The organism is Martinezella tropici, from assembly GCF_008370325.1.
Taxonomy (GTDB): Bacteria; Pseudomonadota; Alphaproteobacteria; order Rhizobiales; family Rhizobiaceae; genus Rhizobium; species Rhizobium tropici_B.
Window position 1 is genome coordinate 388,433 of sequence record NZ_VNIP01000004.1, and the last position, 17,797, is coordinate 406,229.

Below are 17,797 nucleotides of genomic sequence, written 5' to 3' on the forward strand. Positions count from 1 at the left end.
TATCCGGGCCTCGAAACGAGCAAATCAACTCGATCGAGACCCTTTCTGGTCTAAGTCTCAACGAGGCGGCCATTCGAATGGAAGAGGCCTGCCGACAAGAGGGTTCAGCGTCGGATCGGCTGTACCGATCTTAGTCTGGGATCCATCCAGGGGATGCATTAAAGCCTCCGGAGCTTGCAGAGTTAGCCGAAAGCTCAAGACCTTCTAGGGATCGCCGGAACGGCTCCTTGCACAAAGCATGCGAAACCGCGAATTCGTCGACATCGACGTGGACTCTCGGTTGTCTCATGGTGGCAGGCATCACGATAACGCATTTTGAGTATGCCGAAGAAGCTGAGATCAAGGATCCGGATAAGATAGCTCAAGATGGCGCTGAATTCGTCCTCCGCGCATTCCACAGGCCCAGGTGATAATTTGTTTCAACTTGCTATTTCATGAATATCCCCGATGGTATCTCGCTACGGAAAGGACTGGAGCTCAGCTGTCGATCTGGAGCAGCTCAGTGAGCTGACCGCGCCAGGCCCATCACCGCCCGTGTTCGTGCCGACACGTTTGGGGCTGTCGACACCGTGAAGGTATCCAATTCGCCAATCGAAACGGACCAGTACCAGCCGGGAAAGAAGATTTTGCCTTGACGCCTTCTTGAGCTCGGGGCCGTGTATTGGGGAGCCGCAGACGGTGCCCGGAGAAAGCTACATCCCAACGAACGGAGTATTCAGTGACGAACACTTTCAATCAACCGCTTGGCGGCAACGAGATGCCGCGCTTCGGCGGGCCTGCCACCATGATGCGCTTGCCGACGCAGTCGAACACGGTAGGACTTGATGCCTGCTTCGTCGGCATTCCCATGGATATCGGAACCTCGAATCGGCCGGGCACCCGGTTCGGGCCGCGTCAGATACGCGCGGAGAGCTGCATGATCCGTCCTTACAACATGGCGACGCGTGCCGCTCCTTTTGATAGCCTGCAGGTTGCCGATATCGGGGACGTCGCGATAGACACGTTCAACCTGCCAAAATGCGTGGACATTATCACCAATGCCTATCGTGAGATTATCAAGAACGGCTGCAAGCCACTGACGCTTGGCGGTGACCATACGCTCTCCTATCCGATCCTACGCGCGATGGGAGAAAAATACGGACCTGTTGGCCTAATCCATGTCGATGCCCATGCCGACATCAACGAACACATGTTCGGTGAACCCATCGCCCATGGCACTCCTTTCCGTCGCGCGGTTGAAGCCGGCGTTCTTGACGCTCGGCGCTGCATCCAGATCGGCGTACGCGGGACGGGCTACGCCGCCGATGACTTCGACTGGCCGCGCAAGCAGGGGTTTCGTGTGGTGCAGGTGGAGGAATGCTGGCACAAGTCATTGACACCGCTGATGGCGGAAGTCCGTGACCAGATGGGCGACCGTCCGGTCTATCTCTCCTTTGATATCGACAGCCTTGACCCGTCGATCGCGCCAGGCACGGGCACGCCTGAGATCGCTGGGCTCAACACGATCCAGGCGCTGGAAATTATCCGCGGCTGTTGGGGTCTCAACATCGTCGGCTGCGACCTTGTCGAGGTTTCCCCTCCCTATGATCCATCGGGCAATACAGCAATCACGGCGGCGAACCTGCTGTTCGAAATGCTCTGCGTGCTTCCGGGCGTGCAGCGGCGATAACGGTGTCTCGGGCTGAGTAGTTCGTTCCTGACAGCTTGCCAAGCATCGAAATGGCGGGGACAAAGCTTTGGGTTGAGATCGCCAGGCTATGAAGGCTAACCGGACTAATTGATAGTCCGGGGAGCAGATGTGCCGTTTTCGCCTGCGTTGCAAAGATTGCGTTGATATCTGCAAGAGCGCCGAAGCTTTTCAGCGAGATTTTTGATGAGCGATTTCGAGTGGCGTCATTTTGAAGGCAAGACCATCCTTTGGGCAGTCCGCTGGCGCTGACGCTGTGGCGTGAGCTGCCGAACGGGGCGTTCCAGGACGTTGAGACCCTCTCAGATTTCGAAAGCAGCGTAGAGGCCGCTCAGCGACGGCTATTTTGTTTCGGCAGGAACAAAGACGTCATCGACTCCGTTTCAGCAGCAGAGGTCGATTATGTTAATACATGGAACATGGCAGAAACCCGTAAGTATCGAGCTGCATCGAATCGGCGAGTTGCGAACGATCAACAGTAGTTCCGAAGCGCTGGACTGTTTGTTGGCGGATTGGCCCGTCGAAGAAGACGAGGCCTATGAAGACGCGTTGATAATCTGCCGGGCTGCAATTGAGGGCGAATCCAGTCCCGAGATCGCAAGAGATGCTTTCATTGTGGCGGCTTATGAAGCTCACATCCGCATGAAGCTCGGATATATCGAGCGCGATTTTGTCTCCGTCGCACCGCCGAGACCGCTCTTTTGAGACCGTAAGCGGATCCCGGTTCGAAGCTCACGCCGCCTCGGCAGGAGAGAACCTGGGAGTCGATCGGCGACGGCCACAAAGCCGCCGTTCGGTGGTCAGCGGATGGCCGTACTATTGCCCCATAGAAAACGTTTGGCCGCCACATTGTCGCCGGATCGGTCTTCAAACCTAACGCCGGCTAAATCACTGCGATATGCCGCCTTTCGCTCTACGCCATCAAAGAGGTGTTCCCCCCGCACTATCGAAGAGGAATCAAGATGATCACTCGTTATATCTCTGCCGCATCGGCAACCGCCGCGGTCTTGAGCTTGCTGCTTGCCGGCAATCCCGCGTCCGCGCAACAGGCAACACAAGAAAAGCAGCCTACCCAAGCGCAACCGGATAGCAACGCGACGACCGCGCCGGTCAGCGATCAAAAGATCGAGGCTTTTGCGGTCGCGTATCTGCAGGTGGACAAGATCAGGCAGGAATACTCGGCCAAGATCGGAGCAACGCCGGATGCGTCCGCGAAGCAACAGTTGCAGACCGAAGCAAGCAAACAGATGGTACAGGCTGTTCAGACCTCTCCGGGCATGTCGGTAGATGAGTACAACGCAATTCTTACGGCCGCACAGAAGGATCCGGCGCTCGTTAAGAGAGTTCAGGACAAGATCCAGAAATCCGCGCCTGCGCAGCAGCCCGCACAGCAGTAAGTAACGCCACGATCACCAGGCAAATTGATCTCCACCACGACCGTGCCGAGGACCGCAATCTCGGCGCGGCGTGGATCAGCGGTTTTTTACTCACGAAGGCTGCAAGCCCGCCACGCCGGTCGAACGGCGGGATGGCTTCGATCCTTCGTTTTGCCTCAAGAAGCACCCATCCGGTACCAGGCTCTTTTGGCACTTGGTGCCTCAGGTGCACCGCTCGAATGTATCGACATTTGTCTGTACCGAATGAGCCCAGCCGAGCTTCTCAGCTTGGCCGGAATTTCCGACTTTGGCGCTGGTTACGACGTGCCAGACGGTTTGGAGCTTGCCCTCACGCAGCATTCCAGTGAATGAGCAGATCGATGTCGGGCCGTCTCCCGCCGTCCCAAAGGCAAAATTAATGCAATCATCGAACCAAACGCCGGTGGCCGGCAGTTCATGGCCAAAGAAAGCGCTATCCTGCAGAGCCGTTTTGAATGTGCCTTTGATCAACCCATCCTGATCAGCGATGATCGTTAGCGTAGAACCGTATTGATTGCGCCAGGTGCCCGTCCAGGTCATTTCGAAAATCTCCTCATCTTGTAGATAAAGGAAACTAGTCTCGCGCGCGGGTGTTCCGCTCCGAACTCGTAGCCGGGGGAAGCTTTCGCATAATCTTCATAAAGCCATCGTCGATGTTTGCCGCGAAGTTGCGCGATGACATCAGCAGATGTGCGGCTACGCGCGGCAGAAGCCGCGCTAAAGCACTGCGCGGCTGCATGGCTGCCTTTGGATCGGCAAGGGTGGAGATCAAATCGCATTCGCGCGTGAGGCGAGGGTGCGGAAACCCTGATCTCGCTGTTCAGCGCTTGCGGACGAATTCGGTGCGCAGCACGAGCCCCTTGATCGTGTCGTGCCGGCAGTCGATCTCCTCGGGATTGTCGGTGAGCCGGATCGACCTGATGACGGTCCCTTGCTTAAGGGTCTGGCCGGCGCCCTTCACCTTGAGATCCTTCACCAGGACAACGGAGTCTCCGTCTGCCAGCACATTGCCCGATGCATCGCGGACCTCGGCGGCTTTTGCGGCCTCCGCGGCGATCTCCGAGGCGGGCCGCCATTCGCCGCTCACCTCGTCATATATGTAATCGTCGTTCTGGTCGCCCATGTCTGCCCTGCCGTGTTGCCTTGTTCTGCTATGGCGGTTGCCGCCACGCTTTCAGCATGGCGACCAATCCGCTTGAGCCCTTTATCCCGCAAATGCCAGGAAATCAAATCGCGGGCACCAGCAGTCGGCAGCGACAAGAATCCGGCACGATCGAGAGCGGCAAGGCTGACCAGGACAGATGGCCGCGTTTCAAGCGGCCGGTACGAGCGTTTGATCGGCCTGGTGGCGCGCCCAGGCGATCCCGTCCTCAAGCGATGTCGCCCGGTAGGCTAGGTCGGTGCCGCCGGAAAATGCGGCCATGAACCGGCGTATCTTGCCGTAGCTGTTGTCCAGCACCGCATGCGGTCGCCCAAGCAGGATCGAGCAGATATGGACGTGAAGCCGGTCGGTGACGAGCGCGCGGCCGCGCGAGATCTGGCGGATGCCGCGACCCAATCGATTATGGGCGGCTGCATCGAGCTTGCGCAGCCGTATTTCGGCCGGCTTGAGAGCGAGCAAGGCCGTTGCCGCGCCAAGCGCTTTGGAGATGCGCACGCGCTTGGCGGATTCGGTTGTCCAGTCCTCTTTCGGAATATCGGGATAGGCGGAGAGGTTGGCATCTCCGACCTTCTCGAGATCGGATCTCAGCATGGCCAGGACGGGAAATTCCGGTTCCTCTGGCTGGATTGCTCCGATGGAAAAGGCCATGTCCGGGCAAAGGCGCACTTCGCAATCGAAATGCTTGAGGGCGAACTCCTTCGACTCCTCGTCGCGCACCAGCAAGACGAAATTCTTGTGCCGCCCGATGACGCGGGCGCTTTCGGCGAGGCGAGCCTCGGACTTGTAATGGATGGATTGCGGGAACTGAATCACCTGGCGATCGGGAAACCGCTCCAGGACCCGTTCGCGGAAATCCTGATGCGCGTCCCATATATCGCCGAAATTGCCGCCGCCATGAATGAAGATCGGACCGGTTGGCATGGTCCGCTCGAGTTGCTCGGGCGAAAAATCATCGATCCGCGAGACATAGCTCGGCCGCTTGCCGTATCTCCTTTTGAGATAGGCCATTTCGCCCAACCAGATGGCGGAGTCGCCGCAATTGCGGATATCGGGAAAGTCGAGGATCGCCAAAGGCTCATCATGGCTGATGTAGTCTTTCAGGCAATCGTGGATCATGTTGTCCAATTTCGCGATCAGGACTTGATTTGATTGCAATGTCATTTCCCCATTCCCCTTTAGATGACAAGGCAGCTCGGCCAGCCTGGCCGAACGTTCTTCAGGCGAGGCGCAATTTCGGCAGCACCTTGCCGAGTATGTTTTGGACCTCTGTTTCGGGACCGCTCGGCCGCTTCATCAACCTCCAGAGGAGGAGCGTCGAACCGCAATAGAGCAGGCCGCCAAGCAGGATCAGCATTGCCAGATGCGTCACGAGCACGAGCTTGTCGTCAGTCGGCGCCAGATGGCTCGAGGCGAGCGAGACGCCGGCCGCCATCACGGCGACACTTGCGAGCGCCCGAAGGTTCACCGACAATTGTTTCGCGACGGTGATGCCGGTGAAGCGTCGGACGAGCATCATGTTGACGGCGGTGCTGAAGAGGCCGGTGAAGACCCGGCCGGCAATGACTCCCGGCAGGCCATAGAGTAGCAGTCCGCCGATCATGATCGGCACCCGCAGGCAGAACATCTGGGTATCGCGGACGAAGAGTACCCGAGTCTCGCCCTTGGCCATGCCGAGCGGCTGTACCAGCGAGCCGAGCGTCTGCAGCGCAAAGACCGAGGCAAGCGACTGGATGATGAAGATGACGGGCGCCCATTTGTCGCCCAGCGCGAGCCTGACCAGCGGATCGGCGGTCACCGCAACCCCGATGCCGGCAGGAAGCGCAACGGCGGCAACCAGCGCCTGCACGCGCTGATAAGCGGCGGCGAGCCTGCCGGGGTCGTTATGAATGCCGGCAAAAGCCGGATAGATCGTCTGCGTGAGGGGCGCTGTCGCTTCCCGCGTCGGCATCATGGCGAGGTTGCTGCCGACGGAATAATAGCCGAGCTGGATTCCTCCGAGCATCTTGCCAACAAGCAGATAATCGAAGCGCCAGTTGAGCGTGCTGACGATCTGACCGGCGGTGAGCCAGGCGGAAAAGGAAAAGAACTCCCGCATATGCTTGAAGGTGATCCTGGGGCGGAACGGCAGCACGAGGTAGGAGACGATGACATTCGTCGCCTGGCTTATGAGCGTTCCGACGACCAGTGCCCAGTAGCTTTGATAGATCACGGCTATCGCAACGGAGGCGACGAAGCCGGCGAATTTCTGTGAAACCGCAAGCACGAACTCCTGCCAGAAGATTAGATCGCGCTGGAGCATGATACGGCGCGGATTTGTGAGCCCGCCCATCAGCATGCTGATACCAAGTGCCAGCATGACGCCCGTCAGTCTGGGCTCGTCGAACAGGACGGCCGCCGGATAGGCAAAGATCGCAAACAGGATGCAGATTGCCAGTCCGCGCGCGGCGTTGAGGGTCCAGGCGGCGCTGAAATGGGATTCGTCCGGCGCTGCGTGCCGGATCAGCGCCTCGGAAAGGGACAGTTCGGTAATGGTCGTGACGATCATGAGTATCGTCATGCCCAAGGCGACCACGCCGAAGTCCGCAGGAGCCAGATAGCGCGCCAGGACGAAAGTGCTGAGTGTCGCAAGCCCGTTCACGATGGTCCGAGACAGGCTTAACCACATGCTTCCCTTGACGAGGCGTCCGCTGATGCTGGTCATACGATATCCAAGTTCCCGCTATGCAATGAGGTGACCGTAGGCGCGATCCGCACGACTAAACCATGCCGTACCAACCCTTGCGGGTCGGAACAGCTCGGAAGAGCCATATGATCGCTGTATGCAAAGGACGCCCCCAGGCATCTCAGCGGGAACTAGTTCGAAGATTCCTTATGTCAACGCTTCCAGTTAATTTTCGCGTCATTTTTGGATCATTTTCGCATCAGTTTCGAATCATCGACCCGTGACGCTCGATTCATCGGAAATTAGGGTCTTCTGTCTCGCTCACGGTGCCCGCTCGCGATGCGGGTAACACGTTGTCAGCTACGGCGCACAAATGCGTCGTGGCGGCTCCTCCGATCGATACCATCAGTTAGCCCCGATGGCCGTCGGCACTTTCGACCATGTCATGCAGAGAATAAAAGCGATCGTTGAGCATTCGGCATTGGATGCCCAGCGGGGTATGGAACCTGGCTTGATACCGCTGGGAGTCGCCCTTCGATCAGCCAATTCAGGGCGCTTCTCGCACTCGTCATTCACGAATTCTGTCGATGTGGTTCCAACTTGTGATGGCGGCAACGAGCCCCGAAAACGGAACATTCCGGCGTCAATCGTATTCCCCTTTCAGCTCTTCGGAGCCAATAAGCAAAGGAGAATGCTATGTGTACGAAACTTATCGTTTCAGCGGCCGCCGCCTTTGGTCTTCTCGCTGGTTCAGCCTTGGCGCAGTCGTCAACGGTTACCGGGGCCGCGGGTGGCGCGGTTACTGGTGCAGTTGTCGGCGGCCCCGTAGGCGCCGCTGTCGGCGGCGTGACGGGTGCCATTGTCGGTACCGCGATCGATCCGCCGCCGCAGAAGGTCATCACCTATGTGCAGGAACAGCCGCTGCCGCCTTCCGAGGCCGTCGTGCAGGAACGAATTGTCGTAGGACAGCCGCTTCCCGAAACCGTCGTCGTCACGCCGGTTCCTGAAAATCCGGCTTACGCCTATGCGGTCGTGAATCATGAGCGCGTTATCGTTCAGCCGAAGACACGCAAGGTTGTCAAGATCCTCGAATAGCAGCTGCGAAGGGCCTCCTGCGGGAGGCCCTTCGGGCGTGGGATCTACTTCGGCGACGCTCGGTCAGAGCGGGAGGATGAATGCATCCTGGCAAGCAAGCGGCATTAGCGATCGATCATGCAGCCGCGAAGACTGTTCAATGCGCATGATCCGGGATAGACAATTTTGCGATATGATTGCGCCCGCGCCTTCCTGCCCGCGACAAGCGAACAATCTTCCAGGCGGCTACCACGCGCAAAACGCAATTGCGTTCCTCGAAGGGCTCCAACCTAAGAAGATCGCCAAGGCAGCTTGACGGCTTCGCCGTCGAGTGATGCGCTAAAGTTGGTCGCCGTTTTCAGTGCTGGCCGGCTCCACGACCGGGCTCACGTCGATCACAAGGTCATCGGCCAGTCTCAAATCCAACTTCCCCCAGATAGACGCCTTCTGTGTGCCGGTTTTCAGCTTCCGGGACTGTCTGATTTAAACGATGAACGGCTCTATCTGCTGATGCATTTTTTCCTCCAGGCGACGAATCGCGATGAAGCCTTACCGCGCCAAGTTTTTCTCGCAAGTGGGCCTTGAGCAAAGATCGTGCAAGGAATGAGCGCTTCGCGAGGGTGGCCGGCGGTTAACATCGGCGCGGGGAAGCCATGCGACAGGGGACTGTCGGTGTCGATCGCCACAGTCCTATTCTCTTGCCTTGACCGCTGGGGCACCATCTGCGGGCTCGATGGGGCATGTCTGACCGCAGAACGGCTTCGCCTCGCTCGTGTTCCCGCAACGGCCCTCCGAAACTTTCATCCCCTGGCGGCATACCGCCATTCCTCGCGAAACAAGAAACCCTCTTCGGACCGCCCTCCACGTTGTTCCGGCCCTGCGAGCCACCCCATTGCGCGAGCGCAACGGGGACCCCGGGGGTGCGGTTCGATCGTCCCCGGTCTTTGCGACAGCCATCGAGGCCGCAATGGTGCGGCCCCGAAATAGCAAAAAGGAATACGGCAATGGCTACCATCGGCACCTTCTCCTCCACTGAAAACGGCTTCTCCGGCTCGATCCGTACCCTCGCCCTTCACGTCAAGGCGCGCATCGCCCGCATCGAGAATCCCTCCGACAAGGGCCCACACTTCCGCATCTACGCTGGTGCCGTCGAACTCGGCGCCGCCTGGCAGAAACGCTCCGAGCAGACGGAGCGCGACTACCTCTCGGTCAAGCTCGACGACCCAAGCTTTCCGGCTCCGATCTACGCCACGCTGACGGAAGTCGAAGCTGAAGACGGTTACCAGCTGATCTGGTCACGACCGAACCGGGACTAAGATTACCCGGCTCCGCCCGATAAGGCGGGGCCTTCCTCTCCGATTTGTCGCCCAGGCTCTCCTTGGTGGAGGAAAATGGATGGGTGAAAGGATGCGAAAGCCAGCGGCCGTGATCAGGTGTGCGCAAAGTACGGGGTTGAGCCTCGCTACGACTGTGATCGGCCTCCTCCACGTTACTATCGCCACCCGCCGGGCTACGCATACGACGACGACTATGACGCCCCGAGGTATCGTTACGGTCGGCGGTGCTGGACGGAGAGGCGTTACAGTTACCGCCATCACCACCGGGTCGTGGTACGCACGACTATATGCGACTAATGCTTAAGGCAGAAAATCCACAACGGTTTTGGATTTGAGCCCTCCTGTCATGTGCAGCCAGTCGCCGGAAGAGAGATCTCCCGTGTCTTGTCCCGGGATGACGCACCGTCGTCCGCACGACGTCGGCCTGATCTATCTTCCTTGAAGAAGGCTGCCGTCCCTTTTCCCTCCCCGGAATGAACTAGACGGACGGGCCGGTCAAATGGAGTGCGAAGCGGGGGATGCAGTCGGTCCCGCCTCCCATTCGGGTAACTCAGTTGAGGCTCCTGCGGCTGCCCCTATTCCCGCTCTCGCGCGACGAGAATTCCCGAAATCCCGGCCCATGGGCGGCGCTCACGCTGATTTCTCCAATACTCTTCATTCTCCCGGATCAGCCGTGCTCGTTGGACTGCGCGCCGGCTAAATCCGTCAAGCGTCAAGCGTTCTTCCGGTCTTGTGAAACCGGTTCGTGCCGACGCAGGCCTTCATGTCATCCCGCCGAAACCAGATCGCTCGGCCGCATCGAAGCGGCGCGTTGCCAGCCGTGAACACGATCTGCTCATCGGCGCGCATTCGTAGCACCTCATGCGCTTGAATCAGGGGTCTCGCCGCAAGCTGCTTCGAGCGGGTCCGCGACGATCCCCGCGCCTGGGAACTGCGGCTGACCTGGTCGATCTCGACCGTGGTCATGCCGCAACGCTTTGAGATGTAATCCGCCGTATCGGGATCGTTGATCGCGGCAAAGGAGATCCAACTCGCGCTCTCGAACCATTTGCTTGCCGCGTCGCGGCCGCCATAGGTTTCGCGCATCTGGCCGATCGACTGGTAGATCATGGTGAGCGTGATGCCGTACTTGCGGCCGGCATCGCGGGCGGTCTCCAGGATACGCATGTAGCCAAGGCGTGCCACCTCATCGAGGAGAAAGAGCGCTCTGCCCTTCACCGCGCCGTCGCGATTGTAGATCGCGTTGAGGAACGATCCGATGATGACACGGGCGAGACCGGAATGGGTCTCCAATGTCTTCAGGTCGATGTTGATGAACACATCGGTCTTGCCATCCGCAATCGCGTCGGTCGAGAAGGTCGAACCGGATACGAGTGCGGCATAGTTCGGATAGGACAGCCAGTGCGTTTCCTTGACCGCATTGGCGTAGACGCCCGAGAAGGTTTCTGGTGTCATATTCACGAAGGCTGCAACATTCTCCCGCACGAAGTCGGATTCCGAATTGTCGTAGATTTCCTGAAGCCGTGCGCGCAGTTTCGGTTCCGGTTCGGCGAGATTGGCGCGCACCAGTCGTAATGTTCTCCTGTCTCGCTCAGTATGACCGGAGAGGCAAACATCGGCGATCATGGCGGTGAGTAGTTGCAGGCCGGAGGCTCGGAAGAAGTCGTCGCGCACGCCGGTTTCGCGACCGTTGTCGCTCATGATCCACGAGGCAACAGCGGAGATATCCTCTTCGTCGTTGCCGCCGAACCAACCGATCCAATCCAGCGCGTTGAAGCCGACACCCGGTGTGGTGGGATCAAGGACGACGACTTTCCGTCCGGCTTGTCGCCTATGCTCGATGACCATCGGCGCGACCTCGCTCGACGGGTCAAGGACGACCAGGCCACCGCCCCATTTGAGTGCAGTCGGGATTGTCACCGACGTCGTCTTGAAGCCGCCCGACCCAGCGAACACGATCCCGTGCGAGGATCCGAACGAGCCGTCGAAGCAAAGCAGCGGCGACTTGCCACCGGCACCCCAGGTCTCGGCGTCATCGGCGCGGAACGAGCGGGCCGCCGTGCTGTCCTTGTCGACCCGGTAGCGCTCGCCGATGACGATACCGCCAGTCTCGGCAAAGAGTTCTACCGCGTCCTGCATCTTCATCCAGTCGGCCTCGCCGTGGAGAGCCCGTTGACCTCGGATACGCTTAGGCTCGGCCCGCGCAAAGGCCGCATTGCCTATCAGCGCAACTCGCAGCGCGAAACATCCGGCCATCAGCGCCGTGGCCGCGCCGACCATCGTCGCGGGGTCGAGATATGAGGCAATGGACTTGCCAGCCGGCACCTGCCCGGCGAACGCCATTAGGCGTGTCGTCTCGCGCGTCACCGCGATCAGGATCGTCGCCATGCTTCCCGCGGCGCCGCCCCAACCTGCGAACTTGATGCTGGTCGCACCGGCGCTCGCGAACAGGAAGATCACGCCTGTGGCCGCGGCGGTGACATAGGGCAAAGCAATCCCGACACGCCCAAGAATTAGCCTCGCGGCCTCCGTCTTGCCGAAGGCCGAAAGCCATTGCTCGATCCCGGTCATGCCGATGACGACCAGCATCATCAGCACGACGGGGGCGCCGGCAAGAGCAAGCCTATTCGCCGTCATCGCCGAAGGCCTTTCGCCCGATCGCGACCAATCGTGCCCGCTCGCCTTCATCGGCCTTCAGCCGGGCACTAAGCTCGACCAACGCTCCGAGCAGAAGCGCGCGTTTCTCGTATCGCAAGCCCGCTTTGACGATCAGGCCGCCGAGTTCGATCTTCTCCCGCGTGTCCTTCTTGCGGATATCGGATGTCATCGTTCGCGCCATCCGCTCAAGCCTCGCTATCGCCGCGCTCAGCCGCACCAGACGGGACCGTACCGGTCGATGCGCCAGCGTTTTCCCCGTCGCCTTTCTTCTCTCCGGTCGAGGCCCTGCTCTTGTCACCTTGGCCGCCGCGAAACCGCTTCGCCAGATCTTCAAAGGCTTCCTCGAGCTCGGCTTCCTCGATCTCGGTTTCGCCAAGGCCTGCCCTCAGCGCAACTCGGCCGATCCGTTCGGCTTCTCGGGTCTCCGCGGCCCTGAGCTGTTCCTGCAGTTTGGCGATTTCGTCGCGAATCCTTGAAGAGGGTTTCTTCATTTCCGATCGTCTCCGTGACTGAGAAAGCGTGTCATGCGAGCTCAGTCTTCCGGATGAGCGTGCGCAGCGCACTACGGTGAATCCTACAATCGCCAGGGCGCAAGCTTTGGTGAATGATCCCGGCCGTTCCGAAGGAGCGGGTCCAAGGGCGCAGTTATACGTCGCTGGCGCGACGTGTTGCTGAGAGATCCTGGCGGATCGCCGCTCTTAGACCGAACCCGTGGAATTCGTTTGCAATCGGGAGCTCAGACCGCCGTGGCCGTTCCTCACTTCTCCGTCAGCGTCGTGGCCCGCGGCTCGGGCCGCAGCGCCGTTCTGTCGGCGGCCTATCGGCACTGCGCCAGGATGGAATACGAGCGGGAAGCGCGGACGATCGACTACACCCGCAAGCAGTACCTGCTGCATGAAGAGTTCGTCATTCCCAGCAATGCACCGGAATGGTTGCGGTCGATGGTTGCCGATCGCTCGATCTCCAGTGCATCGGAAGCCTTCTGGAACAAGATCGAGGACTTCGAGAAACGCTCCGATGCCCAGCTCGCCAAGGATGTGACGATCGCGCTGCCGATCGAACTGACGGCCGAGCAGAACATCGCGCTCATGCGTGATTTCATCGACCGGCACGTCATCGCCAAGGGCATGGTCGCGGACTGGGTCTATCACGATGCACCGGGCAATCCGCACGTCCATCTGATGACGACGCTGAGGCCCCTCACCGAGGACGGGTTCGGGCCGAAGACGATCGCGGTCCTCGGCCCGGACGGCAATCCCATCCGCAACGATGCCGGCAAGATCGTCTATGAGCTTTGGGCGGGAGGCCTCGACGACTTCAACGCCTTTCGCGACGGCTGGTTTGCCTGCCAGAACCGGCATCTGGCCCTGGCCGGTCTCGATCTCCGCATCGATGGCCGATCCTTCGAACAGCAGGGCATCGAATTGGTGCCGACCATCCATATTGGTGCCGGCGCGACGGCCATCGACCGCAAAGCGGAACAGGCGAAGACGCGGTCGTGGGCGGGGTCAGCAAAGCTTGAACGGATCGAGCTGCAGGCGGCACGGCGAAGCGAGAACGCACGGCGCATTCAGCGCCGTCCGGAGATCGTCCTCGAGCTGATCGCGCGGCAGAAGAGCGTCTTCGATAGCCAAGACGTGGCAAAGATCCTGCATCGCTATATCGATGATGCCGCCCTGTTCCAAAACCTGATGGTGCGCGTCCTGCAGAGCCCCGAAGCGCTCCGTCTCGAGCGCGAGCGGATCGCATTTGCGACCGGCGCCCGGGTGCCGGCCAAATACACGATGCGCGCGCTGATCCGGCTGGAAGCGGAGATGGCGAACCGCGCGATCTGGCTCTCGGGGCGATCCTCGCATGGCGTTCGGGACGCGGTGATCGAGGCGACGTTGACGCGCCACTCCCGTCTATCAGAGGAGCAGAAGACAGCGATCGAACACGTCGCCGGACCGGAGCGGATCGCGGCTGTCATCGGTCGCGCCGGCGCCGGCAAGACGACGATGATGAAAGCGGCGCGCGAGGCGTGGGAAGCCGCCGGATACCGGGTCGTCGGTGGCGCGCTCGCCGGCAAGGCCGCCGAAGGTTTGGAGAAGGAAGCGGGGATATCGTCGCGGACGCTGTCGTCCTGGGAGCTTCGCTGGAAGGAGGAGCGAAACCAGCTCGACGCAAGGACGGTCTTCGTTCTCGACGAGGCCGGCATGGTGTCGTCGCGGCAGATGGCGCAGCTGGTCGAGACGGTGACCAAGGCCGGCGCCAAGCTTGTCCTCGTCGGCGATCCGGAACAGCTTCAGCCGATCGAAGCGGGTGCCGCCTTCCGCGCCATTGCCGATCGCATTGGCTATGCCGAGCTCGAAACCATCTATCGCCAGCACGAGCAATGGATGCGCGACGCGTCGCTCGATCTTGCCCGTGGCAATATCGGCAAGGCCGTCGATGCCTATACCGCTCAGGGTCGAATGATCGGTCTGGGTCTGAAGGCCGAGGCGGCCGCAAGACTGATCGCCGATTGGAACCGCGACTACGATCCGGCGACGACGACATTGATCCTCGCCCATCTCAGGCGCGATGTGCGCATGCTGAACGGCATGGCACGGGCCGAGCTCGTCGAGCGTGGCATTCTCGGCGAAGGTTATGCCTTCCGGACGGAAGACGGACACCGCAACTTCGCGATCGGCGACCAGATCGTCTTCCTGAAGAACGAAGCATCGCTTGGCGTCAAGAACGGCATGATCGGCAAGGTCGTTGAGGCTGTGCCGCACCGCATTGTCGCCGTGGTCGGCGAGGGCGAGCATTGCCGTCAGGTTACCGTCGAACAGCGCTTCTACAACAATCTCGATCATGGCTATGCCACCACGATCCATAAGAGCCAGGGGGCCACCGTCGACCGGGTCAAGGTGCTTGCGTCTCTCTCGCTCGACCGGCATCTGACCTATGTGGCGATGACGCGTCATCGCGAGGATCTCCGCGTCTATTACGGCACCCGATCCTTCGCCTTTGCCGGCGGCTTGATCAAGATCCTGTCGCGCAGGAACGCCAAGGAAACCACGCTCGATTACCAGAAGGGCACCTTCTATCGCCAGGCACTGCGTTTCGCCGAAGCGCGCGGCCTGCATATCGTCAACGTCGCCCGCACGATTGCCCGCGATCGGCTCGAATGGACGGTCCGCCAGAAGCAGAAACTGGCCGATCTTGCCCAGCGGCTCGTCGCCATCGGCACCAAACTCGGCCTCAGTACCAGCACCAAGCCAACCCACTCGCAAAGCAGCAAGGAGACCAGCCCCATGGTTGCCGGGATCGCCACGTCTACGAAAACGGTCGAGCAGGCGGTCGCCGACAAGCTCGAAGCGGATCCCGGTCTGAAGAAGCAATGGGAGGACGTGTCGACCCGCTTCCATCTCGTCTATGCGCAGCCGGAAGCCGCTTTCAAGGCCGTCAATGTCGATGCCATGCTGAAGGATGGAGCGATCGCCAGATCGACGCTCGCGACGATCGGCAACCAGCCGGAGAGTTTTGGCGCGCTCAAGGGGAAATCCGGCCTGCTCGCAAGCCGCTCTGACAAGCAGGATCGCGAGAGAGCCGAGCGCAACGTCACAGCTCTGACTCAAAGTCTTGGCGATTACCTGCGCCAGCGCAGCCAGGCCGAACAACGCCATCAGGCCGACGAAGTGGCGGTCCGCCGCAAGCTCTCGATCGACATCCCGGCGCTGTCACCGAATGCCCGCCAGACGCTCGAACGCGTGCGTGACGCCATCGACCGCAACGACCTTCCCGCAGCACTCGAGTTCGCGCTGGCCGACAAACAAGTGAAGGCGGAACTGCAGGGATTTGCCAAGGCGGTCACTGAGCGTTTCGGTGAACGCACCTTCCTGCCCTTGGCCGCCAAGGACGCGAATGGCGAGACCTTCACGGCGATCACCGCCGGCATGAGCCATGCTCAGAAGGCGGAGATCCAGTCGGCCTGGAGCCTGATGCGCGCCGTGCAGAAGCTCGGTGCCCATGAGCGAACCGTCGAGGCGCTGAAACAGGCCGAGACGCTTCGCCAGGCCAAGGGCCAGGGGATGTCGCTGAAATGAACATGCGTCTTTTGAGAATGGCGCCGCCGCGCTGGCCGCGCACCCCGCTCCTTCCGGCCATGACGGCGGTCACAGCAACGCTGCTCGGTGCAATCGTGGCCGCCGGGCTCGTGGGCTATCGGATCAACCTCACCCCGAGCGAACCGCTCGGTCTCTGGCGGATCGTCAAGCTCGATCGCGCAGCTGTCGTCGGCGATCTTGTCTTCATCTGTCCGCCTCGAACGGCAACCATGCAGGAAGCGCGCAGTCGCGGTTACCTGCGCTCGGGTCTGTGTCCGAGCGCTTTCGCACCACTGATCAAAACCGTAGTGGCAATCGCCGGCCAACGTGTCGAGGTCGGAGCAAACCTTCGTATCGACGGGCATGACGTTGCTCGATCGAACCTTGCAGGCCGAGACGGACTGGGACGGCCGATGATACCCTTTGCCGGCGGGATCGTGCCAGCGGGCAGCGTCTTCCTGCACTCGCCGTTCGCGGCCTCCTACGACTCGCGTTATTTCGGTCCAATTCCAGCCTCGGGCATCCTCGGTCTGGCGCAAGAAGTGCTAACCTATGCGCCATGATTGTCTCCAACCGACGCTGTTGATCACCAGTGCCATTGTTGCGGGGACGGTCGCATGGAGCGGCCATGTTCTGCTGCTTCCGGTCGCACTGGCGTTCCCAATTCTTTGGGCGCGAGCGCAAACGAGATCGGTGGCGGCGCTTGTTGCAGCCGGGTATTTCCTCGCGGCTTCGCGCGGTCTGCCACAAGGCGTGGCCGCCTTCTACGCGTCCGACCTATGGCCTGGCTTGGCTCTATGGCTGTGCGCATCCCTAAGCTTTGTCGCGGTCCACGCCATCCTTTGGACGAAGGACCCTGGCGTTCGTGCGTTTCGCTATTTGGTGGCGACCGCGCTCATGGCGGTGCCCCCGTTCGGCATCACCGGCTGGGCGCACCCTGTCACGGCGGCCGGCGTTCTGTTTCCCGGATGGGGATGGTGGGGACTGGCGGCAACGACAGCCGGCCTTATGGGTCTCGTAATCCGCACGTGGCCGGCTGTCTTAATCGCCTTCGCAGGCTTTTGGGTTTGGTCCGCCGCGAACTGGACCGAGCCGCGTCCACCCGATGGCTGGCGCGGCGTCGATCTCCAAATGGGGTCATCGCTTGGCCGTGACACCAGCATTCAACGGCAGCGTGATCTGATTGCCACGGTGAAGGATCGTGCAGCTAGTGGCGACGCAACGATCGTGCTGCCAGAGAGCGCTTTGGGCTTCTGGACGCCGACGGTCGAACGGCTCTGGGTGAAGGCTCTCGACGGCACGGAGATTTCGGTGGTCGCCGGCGCCATCGTCGTCGATGCAGAAGGATATGACAATGTGCTCGTCGTTCTCTCCGCCGCCGGCAGCGGGATTCTCTATCGCGAGCGAATGCCGGTCCCGGGCTCGATGTGGCAGCCATGGCGGTCATGGCTCGGCGAGACCGGCGGCGCCCGTGCGCATTTCTTCGCCAATCCGACTGCAGCCATAGGTGATCACCACGTCGCGCCCCTGATTTGCTACGAACAGCTCGTCGTCTGGCCGGTCCTGCAATCGATGCTCCACAATCCGGATTTTATTGTCGCTGTCGGAAATGGATGGTGGACCAAAGGGACATCGATTGTCGCGATCCAACTGGTCAGCACCATGGCCTGGGCAAAGCTATTCGCAAAACCGTTTGTTCTTTCCTTCAATACTTGAAGCTTAAGGAGACCTC

Annotated in this window: 15 protein-coding genes; 8 read left to right on the forward strand and 7 right to left on the reverse strand. The window is 60.5% G+C overall.

The features are described from left to right. Positions 1-718 precede the first annotated feature (718 nt). The 3 genes from speB (at position 719) to FP026_RS07575 (ending at position 3,084) form a co-directional block, all read left to right on the forward strand. Positions 719-1,669 carry an agmatinase gene (gene speB / locus FP026_RS07565; RefSeq protein ID WP_246665279.1) on the forward strand — a complete coding sequence of 317 codons (951 nt, stop codon included), beginning with the start codon at positions 719-721 and terminating at the stop codon, positions 1,667-1,669. Between the two features lie 420 nt (positions 1,670-2,089). Next, the gene (locus tag FP026_RS07570; protein WP_149633998.1) at positions 2,090-2,392 is read left to right on the forward strand and encodes a DUF982 domain-containing protein; all 303 of its coding nucleotides are present in this window, start codon (positions 2,090-2,092) and stop codon (positions 2,390-2,392) included. A gap of 257 nt (positions 2,393-2,649) precedes the next feature. Further along, entirely contained in the window at positions 2,650-3,084 is a 435-nt protein-coding gene (locus FP026_RS07575; protein WP_149633999.1) for a DUF4168 domain-containing protein, read from the forward strand. 201 nt (positions 3,085-3,285) lie between these two features. On the opposite strand, the gene FP026_RS07580 is transcribed toward FP026_RS07575, so the two are convergent. The 4 genes from FP026_RS07580 to FP026_RS07595 form a co-directional block, all read right to left on the reverse strand. Continuing rightward, a complete protein-coding gene (locus FP026_RS07580) occupies positions 3,286-3,642 on the reverse strand; it encodes an avidin/streptavidin family protein (protein WP_149634000.1) in 357 nt (118 codons plus the stop codon). Positions 3,643-3,922: 280 nt separating this feature from the next. Beyond that, on the reverse strand, positions 3,923-4,225 hold the full coding sequence (locus FP026_RS07585) for an alkylphosphonate utilization protein (protein WP_112340217.1): 303 nt from the start codon (positions 4,223-4,225) through the stop codon (positions 3,923-3,925). A 189-nt stretch (positions 4,226-4,414) separates the two neighbouring features. Next, positions 4,415-5,425: a polysaccharide pyruvyl transferase family protein gene (locus tag FP026_RS07590; protein WP_149634001.1), complete on the reverse strand. Its 1,011-nt coding sequence runs from the start codon at positions 5,423-5,425 to the stop codon at positions 4,415-4,417. A gap of 55 nt (positions 5,426-5,480) precedes the next feature. Further along, the gene (locus tag FP026_RS07595) at positions 5,481-6,965 is read right to left on the reverse strand and encodes a lipopolysaccharide biosynthesis protein (RefSeq protein WP_149634002.1); all 1,485 of its coding nucleotides are present in this window, start codon (positions 6,963-6,965) and stop codon (positions 5,481-5,483) included. A gap of 657 nt (positions 6,966-7,622) precedes the next feature. Here FP026_RS07595 and FP026_RS07600 point away from each other — a divergent pair. Both FP026_RS07600 and FP026_RS07610 read left to right on the forward strand, forming a co-directional pair. After that, positions 7,623-8,021 carry a DUF1236 domain-containing protein gene (locus FP026_RS07600; protein WP_149634003.1) on the forward strand — a complete coding sequence of 133 codons (399 nt, stop codon included), beginning with the start codon at positions 7,623-7,625 and terminating at the stop codon, positions 8,019-8,021. 983 nt (positions 8,022-9,004) lie between these two features. After that, on the forward strand, positions 9,005-9,316 hold the full coding sequence (locus FP026_RS07610; RefSeq protein WP_149634004.1) for a DUF736 domain-containing protein: 312 nt from the start codon (positions 9,005-9,007) through the stop codon (positions 9,314-9,316). A 726-nt stretch (positions 9,317-10,042) separates the two neighbouring features. On the opposite strand, the gene traG is transcribed toward FP026_RS07610, so the two are convergent. From traG to traC, 3 genes are read right to left on the reverse strand one after another with little or no spacing between them, the layout of a single operon-like run. Further along, the gene (traG, locus tag FP026_RS07615; protein WP_149634005.1) at positions 10,043-11,974 is read right to left on the reverse strand and encodes a Ti-type conjugative transfer system protein TraG; all 1,932 of its coding nucleotides are present in this window, start codon (positions 11,972-11,974) and stop codon (positions 10,043-10,045) included. Then, on the reverse strand, positions 11,961-12,176 hold the full coding sequence (gene traD / locus FP026_RS07620) for a type IV conjugative transfer system coupling protein TraD (protein ID WP_149634006.1): 216 nt from the start codon (positions 12,174-12,176) through the stop codon (positions 11,961-11,963). Before traD ends, traG begins: the two co-directional genes overlap by 14 nt. A 4-nt stretch (positions 12,177-12,180) precedes the next feature. Then, positions 12,181-12,486, reverse strand: a complete 306-nt coding sequence (traC, locus tag FP026_RS07625) for a conjugal transfer protein TraC (protein ID WP_149634007.1) — start codon at positions 12,484-12,486, stop codon at positions 12,181-12,183. A gap of 255 nt (positions 12,487-12,741) precedes the next feature. Here traC and traA point away from each other — a divergent pair, with 255 nt between their 5' ends. Genes traA through FP026_RS07640 form a run of 3 tightly spaced genes read left to right on the forward strand, consistent with a single transcriptional unit; the run spans position 12,742 to position 17,781 of the window. Further along, entirely contained in the window at positions 12,742-16,065 is a 3,324-nt protein-coding gene (traA, locus tag FP026_RS07630; RefSeq protein ID WP_149634008.1) for a Ti-type conjugative transfer relaxase TraA, read from the forward strand. Beyond that, positions 16,062-16,628, forward strand: a complete 567-nt coding sequence (traF, locus tag FP026_RS07635; RefSeq protein WP_149634009.1) for a conjugative transfer signal peptidase TraF — start codon at positions 16,062-16,064, stop codon at positions 16,626-16,628. Before traA ends, traF begins: the two co-directional genes overlap by 4 nt. Then, positions 16,618-17,781, forward strand: a complete 1,164-nt coding sequence (locus FP026_RS07640; RefSeq protein ID WP_149634010.1) for a conjugal transfer protein TraB — start codon at positions 16,618-16,620, stop codon at positions 17,779-17,781. The genes traF and FP026_RS07640 overlap by 11 nt, the downstream gene beginning before the upstream one ends. Positions 17,782-17,797: the final 16 nt, after the last annotated feature.

What these genes read in the sequence shown, in the direction of transcription:
- FP026_RS07575 (WP_149633999.1), top strand. Translation starts at nt 2,650, where the DNA reads ATGATCACTCGTTATATCTCTGCCGCATCGGCAACCGCCGCGGTCTTG.
- traD (WP_149634006.1), bottom strand. Translation starts at nt 12,176, where the DNA reads ATGGCGCGAACGATGACATCCGATATCCGCAAGAAGGACACGCGGGAG.
- FP026_RS07640 (WP_149634010.1), top strand. Translation starts at nt 16,618, where the DNA reads ATGCGCCATGATTGTCTCCAACCGACGCTGTTGATCACCAGTGCCATT.
- FP026_RS07600 (WP_149634003.1), top strand. Translation starts at nt 7,623, where the DNA reads ATGTGTACGAAACTTATCGTTTCAGCGGCCGCCGCCTTTGGTCTTCTC.
- traF (WP_149634009.1), top strand. Translation starts at nt 16,062, where the DNA reads ATGAACATGCGTCTTTTGAGAATGGCGCCGCCGCGCTGGCCGCGCACC.
- FP026_RS07570 (WP_149633998.1), top strand. Translation starts at nt 2,090, where the DNA reads ATGTTAATACATGGAACATGGCAGAAACCCGTAAGTATCGAGCTGCAT.
- FP026_RS07595 (WP_149634002.1), bottom strand. Translation starts at nt 6,965, where the DNA reads ATGACCAGCATCAGCGGACGCCTCGTCAAGGGAAGCATGTGGTTAAGC.
- FP026_RS07580 (WP_149634000.1), bottom strand. Translation starts at nt 3,642, where the DNA reads ATGACCTGGACGGGCACCTGGCGCAATCAATACGGTTCTACGCTAACG.
- traG (WP_149634005.1), bottom strand. Translation starts at nt 11,974, where the DNA reads ATGACGGCGAATAGGCTTGCTCTTGCCGGCGCCCCCGTCGTGCTGATG.
- FP026_RS07610 (WP_149634004.1), top strand. Translation starts at nt 9,005, where the DNA reads ATGGCTACCATCGGCACCTTCTCCTCCACTGAAAACGGCTTCTCCGGC.
- FP026_RS07585 (WP_112340217.1), bottom strand. Translation starts at nt 4,225, where the DNA reads ATGGGCGACCAGAACGACGATTACATATATGACGAGGTGAGCGGCGAA.
- FP026_RS07590 (WP_149634001.1), bottom strand. Translation starts at nt 5,425, where the DNA reads ATGACATTGCAATCAAATCAAGTCCTGATCGCGAAATTGGACAACATG.
- traC (WP_149634007.1), bottom strand. Translation starts at nt 12,486, where the DNA reads ATGAAGAAACCCTCTTCAAGGATTCGCGACGAAATCGCCAAACTGCAG.